The organism is Saccharothrix australiensis (assembly GCF_003634935.1).
GTDB classification, from domain to species: Bacteria; Actinomycetota; Actinomycetes; order Mycobacteriales; family Pseudonocardiaceae; genus Actinosynnema; species Actinosynnema australiense.
Window position 1 is genome coordinate 2,734,621 of sequence record NZ_RBXO01000001.1, and the last position, 20,055, is coordinate 2,754,675.

Below are 20,055 nucleotides of genomic sequence, written 5' to 3' on the forward strand. Positions count from 1 at the left end.
GCCTTGTCGTTACAGGTGGTGATGGATTTGGGTGCGCGTCGCATCGTGCTCGCCGTCAGCGCCATCGTACTGGTCGCCGCGGCCGGCGCGGTGTACGTGGCGGGGGTCGCGCAGGACCGGCCGGCGGCCCCGGCCGCCGCCGTGGACGCCGACCTGATGTTCGTGGAACTGGCGGACGGCCGGGGCCGGGTCGAACAGGTCGCGCTGGCCCGGCCGGAGACCCGCGGCGGCACGGACCTGGCGTGCCAGCGGGTGTACCGGGCCGGCGGCACGACCGTGTGCCTGCGCCTGGCCGGACCGGGCCCGAGCTACGCGGCCGAGGTGTCGCGCGACGGTGCGGTGGTCCGCACCGTCCCGCTGCCCGGCGTGCCGAGCCGGGCGAAGGTGTCGGCCTCCGGGCAGGTCGTGTCGTGGACGTCGTTCGTGACGGGCGACTCGTACTCGGTGCCCGGCGGGTTCTCCACGCGCACCGGCTACCTCGACCTGCGCAGCGGTGAGGCCCTGGAGTCGTTGGAGGGCTTCACCGCCGAGGTCGAGGGGAACCTCCACACGGCACAGGACGTGAACTACTGGGGCCTCACGGTGGGCGCGGACGACCGGACGTTCTACGCGACCCTCGCCTCGGGCGGGTTCACGTGGCTGGTGAAGGGCGACCTGGTGGACCGGCGCGTGACGTCGCTGCGCCGCGACGCCGAATGCCCGTCCCTGTCACCGGACGGCACGAAGATCGCCTACAAGAAGCGCATCGGCCGGCTCGGCCCGTGGGACCTGGCGGTGCTGGACCTGAAGACGGGCGAGGAGCGGCGGCTGCCCGGCACGGCGGGCGTCGACGACCAGGCCACGTGGCTGGACGACGACCGCCTGGCCTTCGCGGCCGTGCCCAAGGGCGCCAAGCTGGCGGCCGTGCACGTGGTGCCCGCCGACGGCTCGACCCCCGCGCGACTCCTCGTCCCGGACGCCACCTCCCCGTCACCCCTCTGACCCCGGCGCACGACCCGGCCGGCACTCGACTGGAACACCTCCGAGCCGCACGCGAACTGCGGGGGTCCGCCATCCGGACCGCGAACTCCACCCACCGCGGGTCCGGGCTGAAGCCGCCCACCCGAATCCCGGCCTGGTCGCGCAGGTCGCCGGGGAAGGCGAGGCCCTTCGCTTTTCCGCCCCCGGCGGCCTGCCCAGCGGCGAGCGCATTTTTCGTCTTCGACCACGCGCCGCACCGACCCCATTCGCCTCTCACCCCTCACCGATCCGCGCGCGACTACACCAGATCCCCAGCCCCGACCGAAGCCCCGACCTCCGGCTCCACCAGTCCGCTCAACACTCGCGGCAGCCGATCCGAGTACAGGACCCCCAACCGCTGCGTCGCTCGGGTCAACGCGACATAAAGCTCCGCCGCACCGCGCGGCCCCTCGGCGAGGATGCGTTCCGGCTCCACCACCAGCACGGCGTCGTACTCCAGCCCCTTCGTCTCCGACGCCGTCACCGCCCCCGGCACCCCCGGAGGCCCGATCACGACGCTGGTGCCCTCGCGACCCGCCTCGTCCCGGACGAACTCCTCGACGGCGGCGGGCAGTTCGTCCCCGCCGACCTGCCTCGCCCACGGCCGCACACCGCACGCGCGGACCGATTCCGGTGGCCGGACGTCAGGCGCGAACTCGGCGAGCACCCCGGCGGCGACGCTCATGATCTCCGCCGGCGTGCGGTAGTTCACCGTCAGCGACCGGTAGACCCAGCGGCCGGGCGCGTACCGGTCCAGCACCGCGCCCCACGACGTCGCGCCCGCGGCCGACCGGCGCTGGGCGAGGTCGCCGACCACCGTGAAGGACTTGCCGGGACAGCGCCGCATCAGCACCCGCCAGTCCATTTCGGACAGTTCCTGCGCCTCGTCGACCACGACGTGGCGGTAGGTCCAGTCGCGGTCCGCCGCGGCACGCTCGACCAGCTCGCGGGTGTCGCGCTCCACGAAGCGGTCCGCCAGGTCCTCGGCGTCGAGCAGGTCCGTGGCGAACAGGTGATCCTCGTCGTCCATCATGTCCTGCCGCCCGACGAGGCTGTTCAGCACGCCCTCGGCGTACTCGGCCTCCGCCTTCCGCCGCCGCTCGGCGGCCCGGTCGTCCGCCTTGTCCCGGCCGAGCAGGTCGACCAGCTCGTCCAGCAGCGGCACGTCCGACACCGTCCAGGCGGCGCCGTCCGCACGCGCCAGCGCCGGGTCGCCGCCCGCCGCCCGCAACCGCTCGGGTGACTCGTACAGCGCGGACAGCAGCGCTTCCGGCGTCAGGACCGGCCACAGCTCGTCCAGCACGGCGGTGAACCCGTCGTCCTCCGCCAGCTCCTTGACCAGGTCCGCCCGCATGCGTTCCCACGCGTCGCGGTCGTCCCTGGTCAGCCAGCCGCGACCGATGCGGCCGATCGCCCGCTCGGTGAGCGCCCACGTGAGGACCTCGCTGAACACCGCGCGGGCCTCGTTGTGCGGCAGCCCGCTCGCGCGCGCCTCCTGCCTGGCCCACTCGGCGGTCTCGGCGTCGATCCGACCCGTGACGCCGCCCAGCTCGATCGGCACCGGGCGCTCCGGCAGCCGCTGCCGGTCGGCGACCGCCGCCGCCAGCACGTCGAGGATCTTCAGCGAACCCTTGAGGCGCGCCACCTCCGGCGCGTCCTCGGCGGTGACGCGCAGGCCGGGCACGAGGCTCCCGGTGGTCGTGAACACCACGTCGGACTCGCCCAGCGACGGCAGCACGCGGCCGATGTGGTTCAGGAACGCCGGGTTGGGCCCCACCACGAGCACGCCGTGGCGCTCCATCCGCTCCCGCTGGGTGTACAGCAGGTAGGCGACGCGGTGCAGCGCCACCACGGTCTTCCCGGTGCCGGGGCCGCCCTCGATCACCAGCACGCCGGGGTGCTCGTGCCGGATGATCTCGTCCTGCTCGGCCTGGATCGTCGCCACGATGTCGCGCATGCCCTCGCCGCGCGGCGCGTTCACCGCCGCGAGCAGCGCCGCGTCACCGCGCTCGTCGCCGCTCGGCCGGCCGAGCACCTCGTCGGTGAAGTCGACCACCCGGCGCCCGCGGGTGTGGAACTGGCGGCGGCGGCGCATGTTCTCCGGGTTCGCGGCGGTGGCGACGTAGAACGGGCGCGCCGCCGGCGCACGCCAGTCGAGCAGCACCGGCTCGTACTCGTTCCGGTCGTCGAAGAGTCCGATGCGGCCGATGTACGAGCGCTCGCCCGACACGCTGTCCAACCGGCCGAAGCAGAGCCCGTTGTCCACCATGTCCAGGCGCTTGACCTCCTTGGCCAGCGCGCGCACCTCGTCGTCCCGCTCCAGGGCCGTGCCGCCGTTGCCCCGCAACGCCGCTTCGTACTCGCCCTTCACCCGTGCGCGCTCGGCGTCGAGCCGCGCGTAGAGCCCGGCGATGTAACCGCGCTCGGACCGCAATTCCTCTTCGTACCCCTGGGTTGACACATGCCCCTCACAGCGGCTAGCCTGGTTCTAGGTTCGGCGGGTATTCCGATTTTTGTCGGAGTGCACGCCGATTTTTTATTGTCCACCGCTTGTCAAGCGGTGCGGTGGGGCTCGGTGTCAAAGCGCAAAAGCGGGCGCTCGCCGCTGGGCAGGCCGCCAAGGAGTGGGAAGGGCGTCGTGTTCTCCCCGTATGGCCTGGTCGCAGGGCAGGCCATACGGGGAGAACACGAGGCGGGGCTGCTGTGCTGCGCGAGCAAGGGTCTGGGTCTGTGCGGCGCGGAAAGGGCTCGTCGTGGAGCGGCTCGCCGAGGTCCGGCCGGGGTGGGAACCGTTACGCTGCCCGCCTAGGCGGAGAGTTCGCGCCTGAGGACCTTCTCCAGTTCGTGGCCGGCCGCGTCCCACGAGCGGCCGGCGACGCTGCTGGAGGCGGTCTGGGCCACGGTGGCGAAGTCGGGGGTGGTGACCGCGTCGGACAGCGCCCGTGCCAGGTCGTGGGGTGTGGCGCGGGCGTAGCGCACGTGGTCGTTGTCCAGCACGACGCGGTTGTGCGGGGCGTCGTTGACCACGGGCAGGCAGCCGGCGGCCAGCATCTCGTGCGGCACCAGGGACACGTTGGTCATGGACAGCGTGAGGCCCGCGTAGCAGCGGTTGTAGATGTCGTTGAGCTGGTCGGGCGAGACCAGGCCGTGGTCCACGTGGCGCGGGCCCAGGGAGCCGATCTTCTCGCCGTACGTGTGGATCGTGATCTCCGGGTGGCGCTCGGCGAACAGCTCCAGGGCCAGCAGGCCGATCTCGATGGCCCGGCGGGGCGCGAGCCGCCGCGCGTAGAACACGACGCCGTCGCGCCGCGTGTTCTCCTTGAGGTGGTACCGGTCGGTGTCGCAGCCGAAGTCGAACCAGTCGGCGGGCATGTCGAGGTCGGCGCGCAGCTTCTCCGCCAGGAAGCGGCCCGCCGTGAAGCCGTGGAAGCCCATCCGGTAGGTGTTCTCCGCCAGCGCGGACAGGTCGCCGACCGGGTAGAACCACGGCTCGTAGTCCTGCACGAGGTAGAACCGCTTGCCCGCGCACGGGTCGTTGAACGCCGGGTACGCCGTCATCCACGCGGAGGCGAACACGGCGTGCGCGTCGGCCATGCCGTCGGTCACGTCGCGGACCGGGCCACGGAAACCGGGGTAGGCCGAGCGGATCACGGGCTCGTGGTCCACCGCTCGGCTGCCGTACACGTCGTACAGGTACAGGCGGCACGTGTGGCCCAACGACTCCAGGTGCTGGATGAGCCGGAACATCGTGGTGTGGCCGCCGGAACCGGGCGCGGGCGGCGTGCTCACCCAGTTGACCGCCAGCGCGCCGTCGGCCGGGATCGGCGGCACCACGACGGGGCGCGGCCTGCCGAGGTCGGCCGCCCGGACGTCGTCGAGCCGCACCGGGAACACCTCGGAGTCGACGCCAAGGCGCTTGGCCGCCGTGCGCAGCGCGCGTGCGCCGAGTTGCCGCACGCCCTGGTCGCGGACGATCCGCGTCACCTGGTGCGCGCGTCGCTGGAACACCTGGACTGGCCTCACGCTAACCCCTTCGCAGCAGTCCCAGCGCCTCGTGGCGCAGGGGGAAGACGACGGCGGCGTACGCCAGCAGCGCCAGTGGCGCGCCGACGACCAGGCGCCACAACGCGTCCGGGACGAACCACTGGACCGACTCGGCCACCACGACCATGACCGCGCCGCCGAGCACCGGCCGCGCGACGGCCGCGCCCAGCGCCCGCGCCCGCAGCCCGTAGGGCCGGAACGCGACGAGGTAGGCGGGCGCGATGAACAGCAGCACCACGACGCCCTGCGCCAGCGCCACGCCCCGGATGCCGTCCAGGTGCGCGCCCAGCGCCAGCAACGGCACCAGCGCCGCGAGCCAGACGAGGTGGATGACCAGGATGGCCCGCGACCGCCCGGCGCTGGCCAGGTAGTCGTAGCCCAGCTCCAGCGCCACCCGCATCGCGCCCAGCAGCACCAGGGCCGCCAGCGCGGCGGCGGCCGGCGCCCAGCGCTCGCCGTAGACGGTGCGCACCAGCGGGTCGGCCAGCGCCGCCAGCAGCACGCAGGCGGGCACGGTGAACAGGGCCAACAACCCCAGCGCCCGCGCGAACGTGCGCTGGAACAGCGCCGGGTCGTCGCGGACCTTCGAGAACGCCGCCAGCGACACGCTGCGCACGGGCTGGGAGAACGCGCCCACCGGCCAGTTCGCGAGGTTCGTCGCCAGCAGGTAGTACCCGAGCGGCACCGTGCCGAGCACGCTGCCCACGATGATGCCGTCCACGTTCAGCACGCCGAACACCAGCAGCGACGCGCCGGCGAGCGGCAGCCCGAAGGCGAGGACCTCCTTGGCCCGCGCACGGTCGAACCCCGGCCGGTACCGCTCCTCGGTGAACCAGAACATGACGACGGCGGCGGTCAGGTTGGTCGCGATCCGCGACCACGCGAGGCTCCACGCGCCGAACCCCAGCAGCGCCAGCACGACCACCACCGCCGTGCCGACGACGAACGCCGACGTGTCGGCCGCGAATTTGTGGTCCTGCCGGAACTCCCGCTGGAGCAGCGCGCCCGGCACGGCCGACGCGCCCGCGATGACCAGCGCCACCGACATGAGCTGGATGACGCCGGTGGCCTGCGGGGTGTCCATCGCCCGCGCGAACCACGGCGCGCCCGCCACGCACAGGCCGCACAGCAGGCAGCCGGACAGGATGGACAGCGTGGTGACGGTCGGCGCGAGCGCCGCGACCGGCTCGTCGGTGCGCACCAGCGCGACGCTCACGCCCATCTCGCTGACGCTCAGCACGATGTTGAGCACGACCAGCGCGACGGCGAAGACGCCGAACTGCTCGGGCGCGATGAGCCGCGCCAGCAGGATGCCGACGCCGACCTGGGAGACCCGTTGCAGCAGGCTGTTGATCGCGCTCCAGCGGATCGCCGAGGTGACCTTGCCCTCCAGGGTGGTCACTGCCCGCGCCACTTCCAGACCTGCTTGGACAGCAGCCCCCGGCCGCGCTTGACCAGGTGCGCGCCGACGAACACCTGCGTGCGGCTGCACAGCGCGGGTCCCAGCGCCTTGCGCCGCCGCAGCGCCCGGTACTCGGGCAGCCGGTCGGCGTGCGGGTAGACGTCGCGGGCGAAGGCGACGAGCTCGTCGGCGGGGATCTCGTCCAGCTTGTCCCGGTCGTACGCGCGCACGGCGCGCCACAGGGCGTCCTTCGCGATGGACCGGTTCGCCAGGTTCTTGAGGCGGGGCGGCAGGTCCGGGTGCTCGGTGAAGAACCGGTCGAACACGGCCCGCCGCTGCTCCAGGTCCGCGAACACCGACGAGAACTGCGTGCGGAACATGCTCTGCTGGTGCACGCGGTAGTACGCGGCGGGTTTGCCGCGCACGTAGCCGATGTCGGACACCGCCGCGATGCGCATCCACATCTCCAGGTCGCCCGCGTGCGGCAGGTCGGGCCGGTAGCCGCCGACCCGCTGCTGGACCGACGTGCGCACCACGGCCTCGGGCGAGGACAGCACGTTCTGCCCGGTGCGGCAGCGGTTCTCGATCCAGTCCACACCGGACCAGACGGTGCGCCCGGCCGGAGGAGCGATGATCCTGGGCAGGACCGGCTCGTCGTCGCCCGCCGGCCCGTCGGTGTAGTAGACCACCCGCCCGTACACCATGCCTACGTTCGGGTTCGCCTCGAACACCGCGGCGGCGCGGGCGAGCGCGCCCGGCGCCAGCAGGTCGTCGGCGGACAGCAGGACCGTGTAGTCGGCCTTGGCCCACTCCAGCAGGCCCTCGTTGTAGGTGGCGATGTGGCCCCGGTTGACCTCGTGACGGCGGCCCTCGACACGCGGGTCGCGGGTCAGCTCCGCCACCACCTCGGGCGTGTCGTCGGTCGAGGTGTCGTCGATGACGAGGACTCGGACGTCCACGCCGGGCTGGTCGAGCACGCTGCGCACGCAGGCCCGGAGGAACCGCGCGTAGTTGTAGCAGGGTACGACGACGTCGACCGTGGGTCGTGTCGGAGCTTCAGTCACGCCCTACACATCGGTGGCGGCGACGGATCGTTAACCGCCCGCGCACGATCGGTCGCCCGGCGGTCCGGACCGTGATCACCGCCCGGATAACGGCCGGCCCCCGATCCCGATGTACCGGGCAACGGGAAGGGGTCGTGATGGACCACGTCATTCTGACGCGCTTCAACCTGCCGTCCGTCGGTGCCGAGAGCATCGTGCGGGCGCGGGAGGGGTGGTTGACCGAGCGCGTCGGGCTGTTCGAGCGGTACTGCCTGCCCTCCGTGCGCGCGCAGACGTCCACGAACTTCCGGTGGCTCATCTACTTCGACCCCGAGAGCCCGCGGTGGCTCAAGGACCGCATCCGCGCGCACGGCGACGCGTACACGCCGGTGTTCCGCGAGCGGGTCGACCGCGCCCAGCTGCTCGCGGACATCGGGCGGCTCTTCCCGACCAGGGGCGACGGGCTGATCACGACCAACCTCGACAACGACGACGGCCTGGCCGCGGACTTCGTCGCCCGCCTCCAGGCCGTGCCGGCCGGTCCCCGCACCGCCGTGTACCTGGCGAACGGCCTGGTCAAGAGCCCCGGCGGGGTGTTCGCGCACCACGACCCGGACAACGCGTTCGCGTCCGTGCGCGAGAGCTGGGACGAGCCGATCACGTGCTGGGCGGACTGGCACAACCGGCTGCACCGGCACGCCGCGGTGCTGTCGCTGGGTGGCGCGCCGGGCTGGCTCCAGGTCGTGCACGGCGGCAACGTGAGCAACCGCACCCGCGGCAGGCTGGTGTCGCCCGCGCCCTACCGCGCGCTGTTCGGCGACGCGCTGGACGACGTGCCCGAGCCGGACGGCCGCGTGCTGGCCAGGGACCGGTTCGTGGGCCACCCCCTGCGGGTCGCGCGCGACGGCGCGCGGCACGTGGCCAAGGCGGCGGCGATGCGGCTGTTCGGACCGGACGGGTTCGAGAAGGCCAAGCGGGTCCTGGCGGCGCGCGGCCGGGTCGGCTCGGCCCGGTGACCGGGCGCGTCGGACCGGCCCTGGCCGCGGTGCTCGTCGCCGCGGCGTGCACCGCCTCGCCCGCGCCGGACCCGGTGCCGCCGACGTCGCCCCCGCCGCCCTCGCCCCCGGTCGGGTACTACGCGAAGTGGGCGAACGGGCCGAACCCCACCGGCGACCCGCGGCTCTTCCCGATCAACGTGTGGATGCAGGACCCGTCCTCGGTCGAGAACGGCGACAAGCTCGGCCGGGCGTACCGCGGGATCGGCGTCGACTTCGGCATCGGGCTCTGGGAGGACGAGTGGTGGTACCTCCGCAAGGAGGGCCTGCTGGAGACCGACTGGCGCGCCTACCCCGACCCGAAGCGCGTCGACGAGGTGCTCGCCGACACCGCGCACGCGCGCAACTACGTCGGCTACCTGATCGCCGACGAGCCGGACATGAACAAGGTCTACGGCGACGTGTTCCACCCCGACATGCAGCCGTCCGCGATCCTGGCCAAGGCGGACGAGGTCCGCGCCAAGGACCCGTCGCGACCGACGTACCTGAACTTCGGCGTGTGGATGGGCACGCCCGGCGGCGGCGTCGGCTACGGCCACGTGGAGAAGACCTACGAGGAGGACATGCGGACCTACTGCGCGGCGGCGGACATCGCCTCGGCCGACTACTACGGGTGGACGCACCCCGACCGCGGCGAGCGGGTCGGCGCGTTCAGCTACGGCGAGGTCATCGACACCATGCGCCGGTGGTGCGGGCCGGACAAGCCGCTGTACGGGTTCGTCGAGACCGGGCACCCGCACACGCACGGCGAGACCATCACGCCCGACCAGCTCGAAGCCGCCGTGTGGAACACCATCCTGCACGGCGCGACGGGCATCAACTACTTCGCGCACAGCTTCTACACCGAGGGCAGGGGCGAGTACTCCAGCGTGCTCACCCGCCCGGAGATCACCGCGCGGGTCAAGGCGGTGAACGCGCGGCTCAAGTCGCTCGCCCCCGTGCTCAACGCGGCCAACCTGAGCGGGGCGCCCGCCGTGAGCGACACCGGCGTCCCGGTGTCCGTGCTCCACAAGGAGGCCGAGGGCGCCAGGTGGGTGATCGCCCAGACCGACGGCGACACCGCGCGCCCGCGCAGCGGCCCGGCCCGCGTGACGATCACCGTGCCGGTGCGGTCGGGCACGGCGACCGTGGTCGGCGAGGACCGGACGGTGCCCATCGAGGACGGCCGGATCGTCGACGACTTCGGGCCGTACCAGGTGCACGTCTACCGGTTCCAGCCGACGGACGCCGGCGCGCCGGTCGGGTGAACCTCCGCTGTGGACGGTCGGCCGCCGCCTACGGGCACGGGTCGAGCCGGTACGGGTCCGGCTTGTGGCTCGCCAGGTCGAGGTCCTCGCCGAAGTTCGTGCGGAAGAACTGGTCCCACGCGCCGTCGGTGATGAAGGACCTGATGCCGTCGGTGATCTGCTCGCACAGCGCCCGGTCGCCCTTGGGCAGGCCGACGCCGTAGCGCTCCTGCGCGCCGAAGGTCAGGTCGAGCACCTTCAGCCCCGGCGTCTGCCGGGCGAACCCGCGCAGGATGATCTGGTCGGTGGACGCCGCGTCGACGTCGCCGCGCAGCAGCCGGTCGATGCACTGCCGGGTGCCGTCCTCGCTGGTCGTGGTCACGCGGCCCTTGAGCGAACCGCTCGTGAGCTGGTTGTAGGACGTGCTGCCCGCCTGGCTGCACACCGTCTTCCCGGCCAGGTCGTCGATCGTCCTGATCCGGTCGTCGCCCTCGCGCACCAGCACGCCCTGCTGGCTGATCAGGTACGGCCCCGCGAACCCGATCTTGCCGCGCCGCTCGTCGGTGATGGAGAACGTGTGCACCACCAGCTGGACGCGGCCCAGCGCGATCTCGTTGACCCGGTTCGCGATCAGCACGTCCACCTCGACGGGGGTGAACTTCGGCTCGGTGTTGTTGCCCAGCCAGCGGTACAGGTCGACGTCGAAGCCCTGCCGCTCGTGCGAGTCGGGGTCGAGCACGGCCAGGCCGGGGATGTCGGTGCCCACGCCGACGGTCACCGCCCGCACGAGCTGGGTGTGCCCGGTGGACTTCGACGCGGACGTGTCCGGGACCGTGCACGAGGTGAGCACGAGCGCCGCGGCGAGCGCGGCGGTCACCCGACTGGTCATCGCTGGTTCCCCTCAGTTGTAGAGAACGGCTTCCGCGAGGCTCAGGTCCACGGCGCAGGCCCGGTCCGGCATCGACAGCGTGATGAGCACCCGCGCCTCGCGGGTGGTGCCCCCGAGGTCCAGCCGGACCTCCCGACCGGACAGCTGCTCCTCCAGCGGCGGGTCCTTCCGCCCGTCGCGCACCAGCGTGATCACCAGCCGGGCTGACCCGACGCAGTCGCCGACCGACTCGTGGTTGACCAGGGTCGGCCGGAAGAACAGGTAGCGCCGTTCCGGCGGCTTGCCCGGCACGGCGAAGCCGGCCTGCTCGCCGTCGGCCATCCGGTCGCCGTTGGCGACCTCCACCAGGTCCGTGACCGGCACGTCGGGCTTCACCACCACCAGCCAGAAGCCCAACCCGCCCAGCGCGCCGATCACCGCGCCCGCCGCGGCCAGCGCCCAGCGCGGCCACCGCCTGCGCGGCCCGGTGGGCCTCGGCTCCGCGGCCCGGCTGACCGCCGAGTGCTGGAGGCCGAGCACCGTCACGACCAGCGAGGCCGTGCCGACCAGCACCGACACCGCGTCCGCGATGCCCTGGCCCTTGCTGCCCAGCAGCAGCAACCAGACCACGAAGGCCGACACGCCGAGCAGCAACGGCACCGCCCACAGCAGTTGGACGACCCACCACGGACGCTTCAAAGGCGGCTCCGGCATCGCTTCGTCGAGAGGCGCCCACGATATCGGTTCAGGGGCACCCTTATCAGGTGATTCGCCAAGCCAGCACGACGGTGACCGCCAGCGCCGCGATCGCGGTGTGCACCGCCACGCCGAACGAGGCGAACTGGAGGAGGAAGCCGAATCCGACCGAGGACACCAATCGGGTGAGGGCTTGACCCGTTTGGACGACGGAGATGCCCGACGCGCGCAAGGACTCGGGGACCTGGGTGCTCACGCGGGCGGGCAGCACCCCGTCCGTGGCGGCGTAGAACAGGCCGTGCAGCAGCAGCGCCGCGCCGACGCCGAAGTAGCCGGTGCCCGGCACGAGCAGCAGGGCGTACACGGCGAGCAGCAGCACGTGCCCGGCGAGGAACACCCGCCAGCGGCCCACCCGGTCCGCGAGCCTGCCGAGCGGCGCGGCGGCGACCAGGAAGACCAGCGCGGTGCCCAGCGGCATCAGCGGCAGGGCGGCCTGCGGCACGTCGGTCGCCTTCTGCACCAGGATGAACACGAACGCGTCGGACAGCGTCGCGAGCCCCAGCACGGCCGCGGCGACGGTCACCCTGCGGTAGCCCGCGTCCTTCAGCAGCGCCAGGCCCGCCCGGACCGACGGCCGCGGACCGCCGCGCGGCTCGCCCGGCCGCTCCCGCACGAACGCGACCAGCACGATCAGGCCGATCACCGCGAAGCAGGCGCTGACCACGAACACCGGGCCGGCCACGATCCCGAGCTGGGCCAGCAGCAGGAACGTCACCAGCGGGCCGAGCAGCGCGCCCACCGTGTCCATGCCGCGGTGCAGCCCGAACGCCGCGCCGAGCCGGTCCGGCGGCGTGGCCAGGGAGATCAGCGCGTCCCGCGGCGCGGTGCGCAGGCCCTTCCCCGCGCGGTCGGCGGCCAGCGCCGCGCCGATGCCGAACGCGTTCGCGCCGACCAGCGGGAACACCAGCTTGGTCGCCGCCGACAGCCCGTAGCCGACGGCGGCGACGGCCTTGTGCCGGCGCGTGCGGTCGGACAGGTGGCCCCCGACGAGCCGCAGCACCGCCGTCGCACCCGTGTAGAGCCCGTCCAGCACGCCGAACTGCGCGTAGCCGAGCTGGAGCGTGAAGAGCAGGTAGACGGGCATGAACGCGGTGATCATCTCGGCCGACACGTCGGTCAGCAGGCTCACCGTGCCCAACGCGACCACGGTGCCGGGCACCTTGCCCTTGACCCGCTCGGCCGGTCGGACGGAGGCGACGTACATGACCTCGATATCGGTGGCCCGGTGCCCCTGTTACCGCGTCGTCGATCACGTCGGCGCGGCGGTAACGGGGACCCGCCCGCGCCCGATGACGCGGATATGCCGCAGATCCCGCAGCCCCGCGTCCGCGTGGGCGCCGTCGACGTGTGGTCCGTCCGCGAGTCCGGCGTCGCCGAGCACGTCGCGCGGTCCTGGCGGCGGGGCGAGGGCGGCGCGATCGTCACCGCGAACGTGGACATCGTCCGCGCGGCGACCCGCGCGCCCGAGCTGGCCGCCCTGGTGGCCGAGTCCGACCTGGTCGTCGCGGACGGGATGCCCGTGGTGTGGGCCGGCCGCCTGGCCGGTGTGCCGGTGCCCGAGCGGGTCACCGGCGCGTCCCTGGTGTTCACGCTGTCCGGGGCCGCCGCGCGGGAGGACCGCGCCGTCTACCTGCTGGGCGGCGACACCGGCGTCCCGGAGAAGGCCGCCGGTGTGCTGCGGGCGCGGTTCCCCGGTCTGAGGGTGGCGGGCACCGACTCGCCGCCGTACGGGTTCGACACCGACCCGGAGGCGACCGCGCGGACCGTGGCGAAGGTCGTGGCGGCCGAACCGGACCTCGTGCTGGTCGGCCTCGGCTTCCCCAAGCAGGAGCGCCTGATCCGGCTGCTGCGCGCCGAACTGCCGCGCGCGTGGTTCCTCGGCTGCGGCGCGGGCATCCCGATGGCGGCGGGCGAGTTCCGCCGCGCGTCGGGCGTGGTGCAGCGGATGGGCGCGGAGTGGCTGCACCGCCTCGCGCTCGAACCGCGCCGCCTGGCCCGGCGCTACCTGCGCGACGACCTGCCGTTCGCGTTCCGCCTGCTGTCCGAAGCCCTCCGCCTCCGCCTCAGCCGGGAGAAGTGACGTGCCGCTCGCCGTGGTCGTGGTGACCTACCGGAGTGCCGACGTGGTGGCGGCGTGCCTGGAGTCCGTCGCCGCCGCCCTGGAGCCCGTTCCGGACGGTCGGGTGATCGTCGTGGACAACGCGTCCACCGACGACACCCTCGACGTCGTGGCGCGGGTCGCGCCCGACGCCCTGGTGGTGGCGCGACCGACGAACGACGGGTTCGCGGCCGGCGTCAACGCGGGCTTCGCCGCCGCGCCGGACTGCGACGTCCTCGTGCTCAACCCGGACGTGCGGCTCGCGCCGGACGCGATCACGCTGCTGCGCGCCGCGCTGGCCCGACCCGGCACGGGCATCGTCGCGCCCCGGCTCGCCGATGCCGACGGCAGCCCGCAGCTGTCCCTGCGCCGCGCGCCGAACCCGTTGCGCGCCCTGGGCGAGGCGCTGCTGGGCGGCACCCGCGCGGGCCGCTTCGCCGCGCTGGGCGAGCTGGTGGTGTCCCGGCGGCACTACGACGCGCCCGGCGCGGCGGACTGGGTGACCGGCGCCGCGTGGCTGGTGTCGCGCGAGTGCCGCGCGGCGACGGGGACGTTGGAGGAGCGCTACTTCCTGTACTCGGAGGAGACCGAGTACATGCTGCGCGCCGGCGAGCGCGGGTTCGGCGTCCGCTACGAGCCGCGCGCCCGCGCCGTCCACCTGGGCGGCGAGCAGTCGACGTCGCCGGTGCTGTGGTCGATGGCGACCACGAACCGGGTGCGGCTGGTGCGCGAGCGCCGCGGCCGACCGGCCGCGTTCGCGATGTGGTGCGCGGTGCTGCTCAACGAACTGCTCCGCGCGCCGCGAGCGCCCAAGCACCGCACGGCGGTCGTGGACCTGCTGCGGTGGCGGCGCTGGCCGGCCCGGCCCGGCGGCGCGCCCGGCTGGATCTGCTTCTCCGCCCAGGACTGGTGGTACCACAACCGGGCGCACTCGGACTTCCAGCTGATGAGGTCGGTCGCCGGACACCGGAAGGTGCTGGTGGTCAACAGCATCGGGATGAGGATGCCGACGCCCGGCAACAGCACGCACGTCGCCCGGCGCGTCCTGCGCAAGCTGCGCAGCGTCGCCAAGTTCGTGCGCCGTCCCGCGCCGGGTTTCCACGTCATGTCGCCGCTGCCGCTGCCGTTCTACGGATCGCCGTTGCTGCGCAAGGTGAACGCCGTCCTGGTGCGCGCCCAGGTGCGGCTGGTCGCGGCGGCGCTCGGGCTGCGCACCCCCGTCATCATGGTCACCATCCCGACCGCCTGGGACGTGGTGGCCCCGATGCGCAGGCACAGCCTGGTGTTCAACCGCTCGGACCGGCACTCCGACTTCCCGGAGGCCGACCGCGCCGCGATCCGGGCCCTGGAGCACCGGCTGCTGGAGCACTCCGACCACGTCGTGTACGTCAGCCACGCGCTGATGGCCGAGGAGCGGGGCCGGACCGGCGACCGCGCCCACTTCCTGGACCACGGCGTCGACCTCGACCACTTCACCGCGCGCCCCGAGTCCGAATGGCCGCGCGAGGTCCGCGCGGTCGACGGTCCGCGCATCGGCTTCTTCGGCGCGCTGGACGACTTCGTGGTCGACTTCGACCTGCTGGAACGCCTGGCCGCCGAGCTGCCGGACGCGTCGCTCGTGCTGGTCGGTGACGCCACCCACCCGATGGAGCGGTTCGACAAGTACCCGAACGTCCACTGGTTCGGCTTCCGGCCCTACGAGGCGATCCCGGCGTGGGGCTCGGCGTTCGACGTGGCGATCATGCCGTGGCAGGACAACGACTGGATCCGGCACTCCAACCCGATCAAGCTCAAGGAGTACCTGGCGCTCGGGCTGCCCGTGGTGAGCACCGACTTCGCCGAGCTGGCCGCGTACCGCGACCGGGTGCGGGTGGCGCGGGGGCACGCGGAGTTCGTGGCGGCGGTGCGGCAAGCGCTCGCCGAGGGCGGCCCGCGGCCGGCGGAGGACCTGCGCGCGTCGGTCGCACCGTACTCGTGGCACTCGCGGGCGGCCGAGCTGGTGGCGCGGGCCGAGGCGCGTCGACCCCGGCGGTGACGCGGTCCGCGCGGTGCGGCGGCGCGGTGGTGTGGCGGCACGGCGTGGTGTAATGCGGTGCCGTGGTGCGGCGCGGGGCTGTGATGGGCGGCACTCGACATCGGTGTGGTGGGTAGAACTACTCGACTTGGCCGACCGGGGACGCCGGCGCAACTAATGTGGGTGCCGTGCAGCCACTGCCTCCGAACGCCCCTCCGCGGATCGGCGACTACACGCTGCTCGCCGCCCTGGGCCGAGGGGCGATGGGTTCCGTCTACCTGGCCCGGTCGCGCGGCGGGCGGCCGGTCGCCGTCAAGGTGGCCCGCGCCGAGCTGGCGGACGACCCGCAGTTCCGGGAGCGGTTCCGGCGCGAGGTCGAGATGGCGCGGTCGGTCGGCGGGTTCTGGACGGCCACCGTCGTCGGCGCCGACCCGGACGCCGACCGGCCCTGGATGGCCACCGAGTACGTGGTGGGCCCGACCCTCCAGCAGGCCGTCCACGACTTCGGCCCGCTGCCCGAGCGCGCCGTGCGGCGGCTCGCCGCCGGGCTGGCCGAGGCGCTGGTCGCGATCCACGGCGCGGGCCTGGTGCACCGCGACCTGAAGCCGTCCAACGTCCTGCTGGCCAACGACGGGCCCCGCGTCATCGACTTCGGCGTCGCGCGCGCCCTGGAGCACTCGGCGCTGACCGAGGCCGGGATCGTGTTCGGCACACCCGGCTACCTGTCGCCCGAGCAGGTCGTCGGGTCGGCGATCACCCCGCAGAGCGACGTCTTCGCGCTCGGCTCCGTGCTGGTGTACGCGGCGACCGGGGCGGGCCCGTTCGGCGAGGGCGCGACGTCCGCGCTGGTCTACCGGGTCGTGCACCAGGAGCCCGACCTGGCACGGGTGCCGCCGGGCCTGGTGCCGCTGATCGTGCCGTGCCTGGTCCGCGAACCCGCGCACCGGCCGACGCCCGCCCGGCTGCTGGAGCTGATCGGACCGCCGTCCAGCGAGCCGTCCTGGCTGCCCGCGCAGGTCCGGACGCTGGTCGAGCAGCGGCACACCGAGCTGCGCGAACTGCCCGCCAAGCCGCCGACCAGGGTGCTCGCCGACGAGCGCAAGCCGGCGACCCGCCTGCTGGTGGAGGACCCGCCGCCCGCGCCGTCGTTCGCCGCGTCGGCCGCACCCGCGACGCGGGGCGCGGCGTCCGCGCCGGTCCCGCCGGCGAGCGGTCCGGTCCGGCCCCGCACGCCGCCGCTGACGAAGAGCGGCGCGCGGTTCAAGACGTCCCGCCTGGTCGGGCTGGGGTGGGCGGCGGCGCACTCGGTCGCCGCGTTCGTCTCCGTCGCGATCGTGGACCCGTCGGCCGGCGCGCCGCAGGGGGTGCGCGCGGCGGCGTTCGTCGCGTGCGCGGTGTTCGCGCTGGTCGCTGTGCGGCTGCTGGTCGGCGCGCTGCGCACGCCGCTGGCGATCGACATCGGGCCGGACGGGATCACGGTGTCCGGCGGCGAGGAGAAGCGGCGGCTGCCCTGGTACGCGATCTCGCGGGTCAAGGTGGAGGGCCCGAACTCGCGGCCGTGGGTCGTGGTGTGGCTGGTGGGCGCGGCGCAGCCGCCGAAGACGCTGGGGCGCGGCAGCTTCCAGAGCCACAAGGGCGGGCTGCGGGTCTACCCGATCTCGCACGAGCGGTACCGCAAGCGCCGGGAGCGGGACGTGGCCGAACTGCGGTCGGCGCTGGCCTGGTACGGCCCCACGGCCTACGACCCGCGCTGAAGCGGCGGTCCGGGTGGCACCCGCGGGCCGCACGCCCGGCGTCGCGCCCACGGCCGTCGGGGCTCGGCGACCGCTCTGCCGTCGGGGTTCAGCGACCGCTGAACGCCGCCCGGCCCGGCCCGTCCGCCAGGAACGACCGCACGCCGCCCTGGAGGTCCTCGGTGTCGAACAGGTCGGCCGCGATGGACGTCACGTGCTCGCTCGCCTCCGCGACACCGCCGCGCTCGTAGTGCGCGAGCACCTGCTTGGTCGCGGCGTGCGCCAGCGTCGGCCCGGCGGCCAGCCCCTGCGCGAACCGCAGCGCCGCGTCGTCGAACCCCTCGTCGGGCAGCACGCGGTTGACCACGTGCCACCGCTCCAGCGTGGCGGCGTCGTACTGGTCGCCGGTCATCACCAGCTCCTTGGCCCGCCCCACGCCCGCGCGGGCCGCCAGCCGCTGCGTGCCGCCCATCGTCGGGGTCAACCCGATGACCTGCTCCACCAGGCCGAACCGCGCGCTCGCGGCGGCCAGCAGCAGGTCGCACGCGACCGCGACCTCGAACGCCCACGTCAGGCACAGCCCGTGCGCGGCGAACACGGTGGGGAACGGCAGCGCCGCCACCCGTTCGGGCAGGTCGAGCATCTGGTCGAACAACGCCTTCGCCTGCGCGCGGGTCCGCTGCGCGGCGAACAGGTTCACGTCCACGCCGCCGCTGACGACCCGGCCCTCGGCCCGCACCAGCAGCGCCCGCGCCGGCCGGTCCTCCAGGTCGCCGATCGCGGCGTCCAGCAGGTCCTGGAGCTCGACGGTGTAGAGGTTCAACGGGGGAGCGTCGACGGTGAGCACGGCCAGACCGGCCGCGTCCCGCTCGACCCGGACCTGTTGCGCTGCCACGGCCGTGGACTTTACACGCGTCCGGAATGGTGAAAACCAGGTGTCCGAATGGCGCAATCGAGGTGAAAATCAGGCGGTGACCACCTGGACCGTGCGCGCGGTCGACCCCGAGGGCACCGAGGCGCAGACCCTGATCCGCACCTACCTGGCGGACATCATCGAGCGGTACTACGGCCGCCCGGCGACCGCCGACGAGGTGGCCGGTGCGATCGCCGACGACCCTACCGACGACCTCTCCGCGTTTTTCGTAGGAAGCGTCGACGGCCGGCCGCTGGGCTGCGCCGGCTTCCGCATGGTGACCGGGGAAACCGCCGAACTGAAACGGCTGTTCGTCCATTCGGCCGCGCGTGGCCTCGGTGGGGGAGCAGCCCTGCTGGCCGCCGTCGAGGAGGCCGCCGTCTCGATTGGCGCCACGACCGTCCGCCTGGACACGCGCGCTGACCTGGTGGAAGCCCGCCGGCTGTACGCGCGGCACGGTTACCGTGAGGTAGCACCGTTCAACTGCGACCGCTATGCGGACCACTGGTTCCAGAAGCGGCTATAGCTGCCATCAGGTTTCGACATCCCCCGTGTGAGGTGTCTCACTTGACAGTGAATAACGGCCCCAGTTGAGTATGTGGCGAAAGTCGGCCGCGGATATGAAATGGGGATCAGTCCAGTGGCTTTCGCCGTCGAGTTGACATTTCGTGATGCGCGACAGGTTCGGAGATCCATTCATCTGGCACATCGCGAATACTGGCGTCCGCTCGCCGAACAGGGCGTGCTGGTCGGCACCGGACCGTGGGCCGATGGCTCCGGTGTGCTGCTGATCTGCCAGGTGCCTGACGAGGCCGCGGCGCGCGACCTGGTGCGGGGCGACCCGTACGTCCGGTCGCAGTCCGTCGCCGAGGTCCGCATCCGGCAGTGGCACGTGCTGCTGGGTGTGCCGGAGGGTGAGCGGGTGCCGGGCATGGTCCGGCCGCGGGACGGGCAGAGCGCCGAGGCCGCGCGGTCGCGCGAGCCGTTGACGCCGCACGAGCACCGGATCGCGCTGATGATGCTGGAGGGCATGACCAACCGCCAGATCGCCGAGCACTTCTCGGTGTCGACGCGGGCGGTCGAACTCCACATCACCCGGATCTACCGGAAGCTCGACATCGGCCGGCGCGCGCAGCTCGCCGCGGCGATGCCGTGGGGTCAGCGCTCGTACCTCTAGGGCGGGTGCCGGGCGCTCCGCGAGGCGCGCCCGGCGCCCCATCCCGCGCCAAGTGCACCCGAGCGGGCGGTTTCCGCCGGTCAGGACGCGGGAACCCGCAGCTCATGGTCGAAGTGAGCCTGCGGGTGTCCGCACCGCTGGAACAGGTGTTCGGCGTGCTGGCCGACGGCTGGTCGTACGCGAGCTGGGTGGTCGGCGCGGCGCACATCCGCGAGGTGGACGCCGACTGGCCCGCGCCAGGGGCCCGCATCCACCACAGCATCGGCCCGTGGCCGCTCCAGGTGAAGGACATCACGACGGTGCGCGCCGTCGTGGCCGGCCGGATGCTGGAGCTGGACGCGCGGATGTGGCCGCTCGGCGCGGCGCACATCCGGTTCGACCTGATCGAGGCGGGCGGCGCGACCACCGTGCGGATGCGCGAGGAGGTCGAGAAGGGGCCGCTGTCGCTGCTGCCCGCACCCGTCCAGGCGCTGGCGCTGACGCCGCGCAACCGGGAGTCGCTGCGCCGGTTCGCGGACCTCGCGGAGCGGCGGCAGGCCACCCGCTAGGTCACGCGGCCCGGAACCGCTCCGCGTGCCGCGCTTCCGACCGCCGCCGCACGCGTGCCGCCCTTCGACGTCCGCCGGGCGTGCCGCATGCCGACGCTCGGCTTGGCGCGCCGTCTTGCGGCGCTTCGTCAGCCGTCCCGCCCGCGGCGGTGCCAGGGGTGGACCGCGCTTCGTCGGGA

17 protein-coding genes are annotated in these 20,055 nt (G+C 73.4%); 9 read left to right on the forward strand and 8 right to left on the reverse strand.

All coding sequences use genetic code 11. The features are described from left to right. Nucleotides 1-3 precede the first annotated feature (3 nt). Nucleotides 4-981 (forward strand): TolB family protein, encoded by a 978-nt coding sequence (locus C8E97_RS12695; protein WP_246018846.1) that lies wholly within the window; start codon nt 4-6, stop codon nt 979-981. A gap of 277 nt (nt 982-1,258) precedes the next feature. Here C8E97_RS12695 and helR read toward each other — a convergent pair whose 3' ends face one another. From helR to C8E97_RS12715, 4 genes are all read right to left on the reverse strand, one after another. Then, nucleotides 1,259-3,460, reverse strand: a complete 2,202-nt coding sequence (helR, locus tag C8E97_RS12700) for an RNA polymerase recycling motor ATPase HelR (protein WP_211346997.1) — start codon at nt 3,458-3,460, stop codon at nt 1,259-1,261. A 344-nt stretch (nt 3,461-3,804) separates the two neighbouring features. Then, nucleotides 3,805-5,022, reverse strand: a complete 1,218-nt coding sequence (locus C8E97_RS12705) for a rhamnosyltransferase WsaF family glycosyltransferase (protein ID WP_246018847.1) — start codon at nt 5,020-5,022, stop codon at nt 3,805-3,807. 1 nt (nt 5,023) lies between these two features. After that, the gene (locus tag C8E97_RS12710) at nt 5,024-6,457 is read right to left on the reverse strand and encodes a lipopolysaccharide biosynthesis protein (protein WP_246018848.1); all 1,434 of its coding nucleotides are present in this window, start codon (nt 6,455-6,457) and stop codon (nt 5,024-5,026) included. Further along, nucleotides 6,442-7,509 (reverse strand): glycosyltransferase family 2 protein, encoded by a 1,068-nt coding sequence (locus C8E97_RS12715; RefSeq protein WP_121004969.1) that lies wholly within the window; start codon nt 7,507-7,509, stop codon nt 6,442-6,444. The genes C8E97_RS12710 and C8E97_RS12715 overlap by 16 nt, the downstream gene beginning before the upstream one ends. Before the next feature lie 137 nt (nt 7,510-7,646). Here C8E97_RS12715 and C8E97_RS12720 point away from each other — a divergent pair, with 137 nt between their 5' ends. Together C8E97_RS12720 and C8E97_RS12725 are read left to right on the forward strand one after the other, a co-directional pair. Continuing rightward, nucleotides 7,647-8,504 (forward strand): glycosyltransferase, encoded by an 858-nt coding sequence (locus tag C8E97_RS12720; RefSeq protein ID WP_121004972.1) that lies wholly within the window; start codon nt 7,647-7,649, stop codon nt 8,502-8,504. Continuing rightward, nucleotides 8,501-9,790 (forward strand): hypothetical protein, encoded by a 1,290-nt coding sequence (locus tag C8E97_RS12725; protein WP_121004975.1) that lies wholly within the window; start codon nt 8,501-8,503, stop codon nt 9,788-9,790. The genes C8E97_RS12720 and C8E97_RS12725 overlap by 4 nt, the downstream gene beginning before the upstream one ends. A 28-nt stretch (nt 9,791-9,818) precedes the next feature. Here C8E97_RS12725 and C8E97_RS12730 read toward each other — a convergent pair whose 3' ends face one another. The 3 genes from C8E97_RS12730 to C8E97_RS12740 form a co-directional block, all read right to left on the reverse strand. Beyond that, nucleotides 9,819-10,658: a transporter substrate-binding domain-containing protein gene (locus C8E97_RS12730; protein ID WP_121004978.1), complete on the reverse strand. Its 840-nt coding sequence runs from the start codon at nt 10,656-10,658 to the stop codon at nt 9,819-9,821. A 12-nt stretch (nt 10,659-10,670) separates the two neighbouring features. Next, on the reverse strand, nt 10,671-11,336 hold the full coding sequence (locus tag C8E97_RS12735) for a hypothetical protein (protein ID WP_121004981.1): 666 nt from the start codon (nt 11,334-11,336) through the stop codon (nt 10,671-10,673). Nucleotides 11,337-11,397: 61 nt separating this feature from the next. Continuing rightward, the gene (locus tag C8E97_RS12740) at nt 11,398-12,597 is read right to left on the reverse strand and encodes an MFS transporter (RefSeq protein ID WP_121004984.1); all 1,200 of its coding nucleotides are present in this window, start codon (nt 12,595-12,597) and stop codon (nt 11,398-11,400) included. A 96-nt stretch (nt 12,598-12,693) separates the two neighbouring features. On the opposite strand from C8E97_RS12740, the gene C8E97_RS12745 reads away from it, so the two are divergent. The 3 genes from C8E97_RS12745 (at nt 12,694) to C8E97_RS12755 (ending at nt 17,259) form a co-directional block, all read left to right on the forward strand. Then, nucleotides 12,694-13,473, forward strand: a complete 780-nt coding sequence (locus tag C8E97_RS12745) for a WecB/TagA/CpsF family glycosyltransferase (RefSeq protein ID WP_121004987.1) — start codon at nt 12,694-12,696, stop codon at nt 13,471-13,473. A gap of 1 nt (nt 13,474) precedes the next feature. Next, the gene (locus C8E97_RS12750; protein WP_121004990.1) at nt 13,475-15,526 is read left to right on the forward strand and encodes a glycosyltransferase; all 2,052 of its coding nucleotides are present in this window, start codon (nt 13,475-13,477) and stop codon (nt 15,524-15,526) included. A gap of 167 nt (nt 15,527-15,693) precedes the next feature. Then, the gene (locus C8E97_RS12755) at nt 15,694-17,259 is read left to right on the forward strand and encodes a serine/threonine-protein kinase (protein ID WP_246018849.1); all 1,566 of its coding nucleotides are present in this window, start codon (nt 15,694-15,696) and stop codon (nt 17,257-17,259) included. 88 nt (nt 17,260-17,347) lie between these two features. Here the strand turns inward: C8E97_RS12755 and C8E97_RS12760 are convergent, their stop codons facing one another. Further along, on the reverse strand, nt 17,348-18,133 hold the full coding sequence (locus C8E97_RS12760; RefSeq protein WP_121004996.1) for an enoyl-CoA hydratase/isomerase family protein: 786 nt from the start codon (nt 18,131-18,133) through the stop codon (nt 17,348-17,350). Nucleotides 18,134-18,173: 40 nt separating this feature from the next. On the opposite strand from C8E97_RS12760, the gene C8E97_RS12765 reads away from it, so the two are divergent. The 3 genes from C8E97_RS12765 (at nt 18,174) to C8E97_RS12775 (ending at nt 19,876) form a co-directional block, all read left to right on the forward strand. Further along, complete coding sequence (locus C8E97_RS12765) at nt 18,174-18,677, forward strand: GNAT family N-acetyltransferase (RefSeq protein ID WP_246018850.1); 504 nt, start codon at nt 18,174-18,176, stop codon at nt 18,675-18,677. 99 nt (nt 18,678-18,776) lie between these two features. Beyond that, nucleotides 18,777-19,328, forward strand: coding sequence for a LuxR C-terminal-related transcriptional regulator (locus C8E97_RS12770; protein WP_121004999.1), 552 nt, complete (start codon nt 18,777-18,779; stop codon nt 19,326-19,328). Nucleotides 19,329-19,432: 104 nt separating this feature from the next. Further along, on the forward strand, nt 19,433-19,876 hold the full coding sequence (locus tag C8E97_RS12775) for an SRPBCC family protein (RefSeq protein ID WP_121005001.1): 444 nt from the start codon (nt 19,433-19,435) through the stop codon (nt 19,874-19,876). Nucleotides 19,877-20,055 lie beyond the last annotated feature (179 nt).

Excerpts from the sequence above, each read along its gene's own strand:
- C8E97_RS12720 (WP_121004972.1), top strand. The coding sequence starts at position 7,647 with ATGGACCACGTCATTCTGACGCGCTTCAACCTGCCGTCCGTCGGTGCC.
- C8E97_RS12730 (WP_121004978.1), bottom strand. The coding sequence starts at position 10,658 with ATGACCAGTCGGGTGACCGCCGCGCTCGCCGCGGCGCTCGTGCTCACC.
- C8E97_RS12740 (WP_121004984.1), bottom strand. The coding sequence starts at position 12,597 with ATGTACGTCGCCTCCGTCCGACCGGCCGAGCGGGTCAAGGGCAAGGTG.
- C8E97_RS12745 (WP_121004987.1), top strand. The coding sequence starts at position 12,694 with ATGCCGCAGATCCCGCAGCCCCGCGTCCGCGTGGGCGCCGTCGACGTG.
- C8E97_RS12770 (WP_121004999.1), top strand. The coding sequence starts at position 18,777 with ATGGGGATCAGTCCAGTGGCTTTCGCCGTCGAGTTGACATTTCGTGAT.
- C8E97_RS12775 (WP_121005001.1), top strand. The coding sequence starts at position 19,433 with ATGGTCGAAGTGAGCCTGCGGGTGTCCGCACCGCTGGAACAGGTGTTC.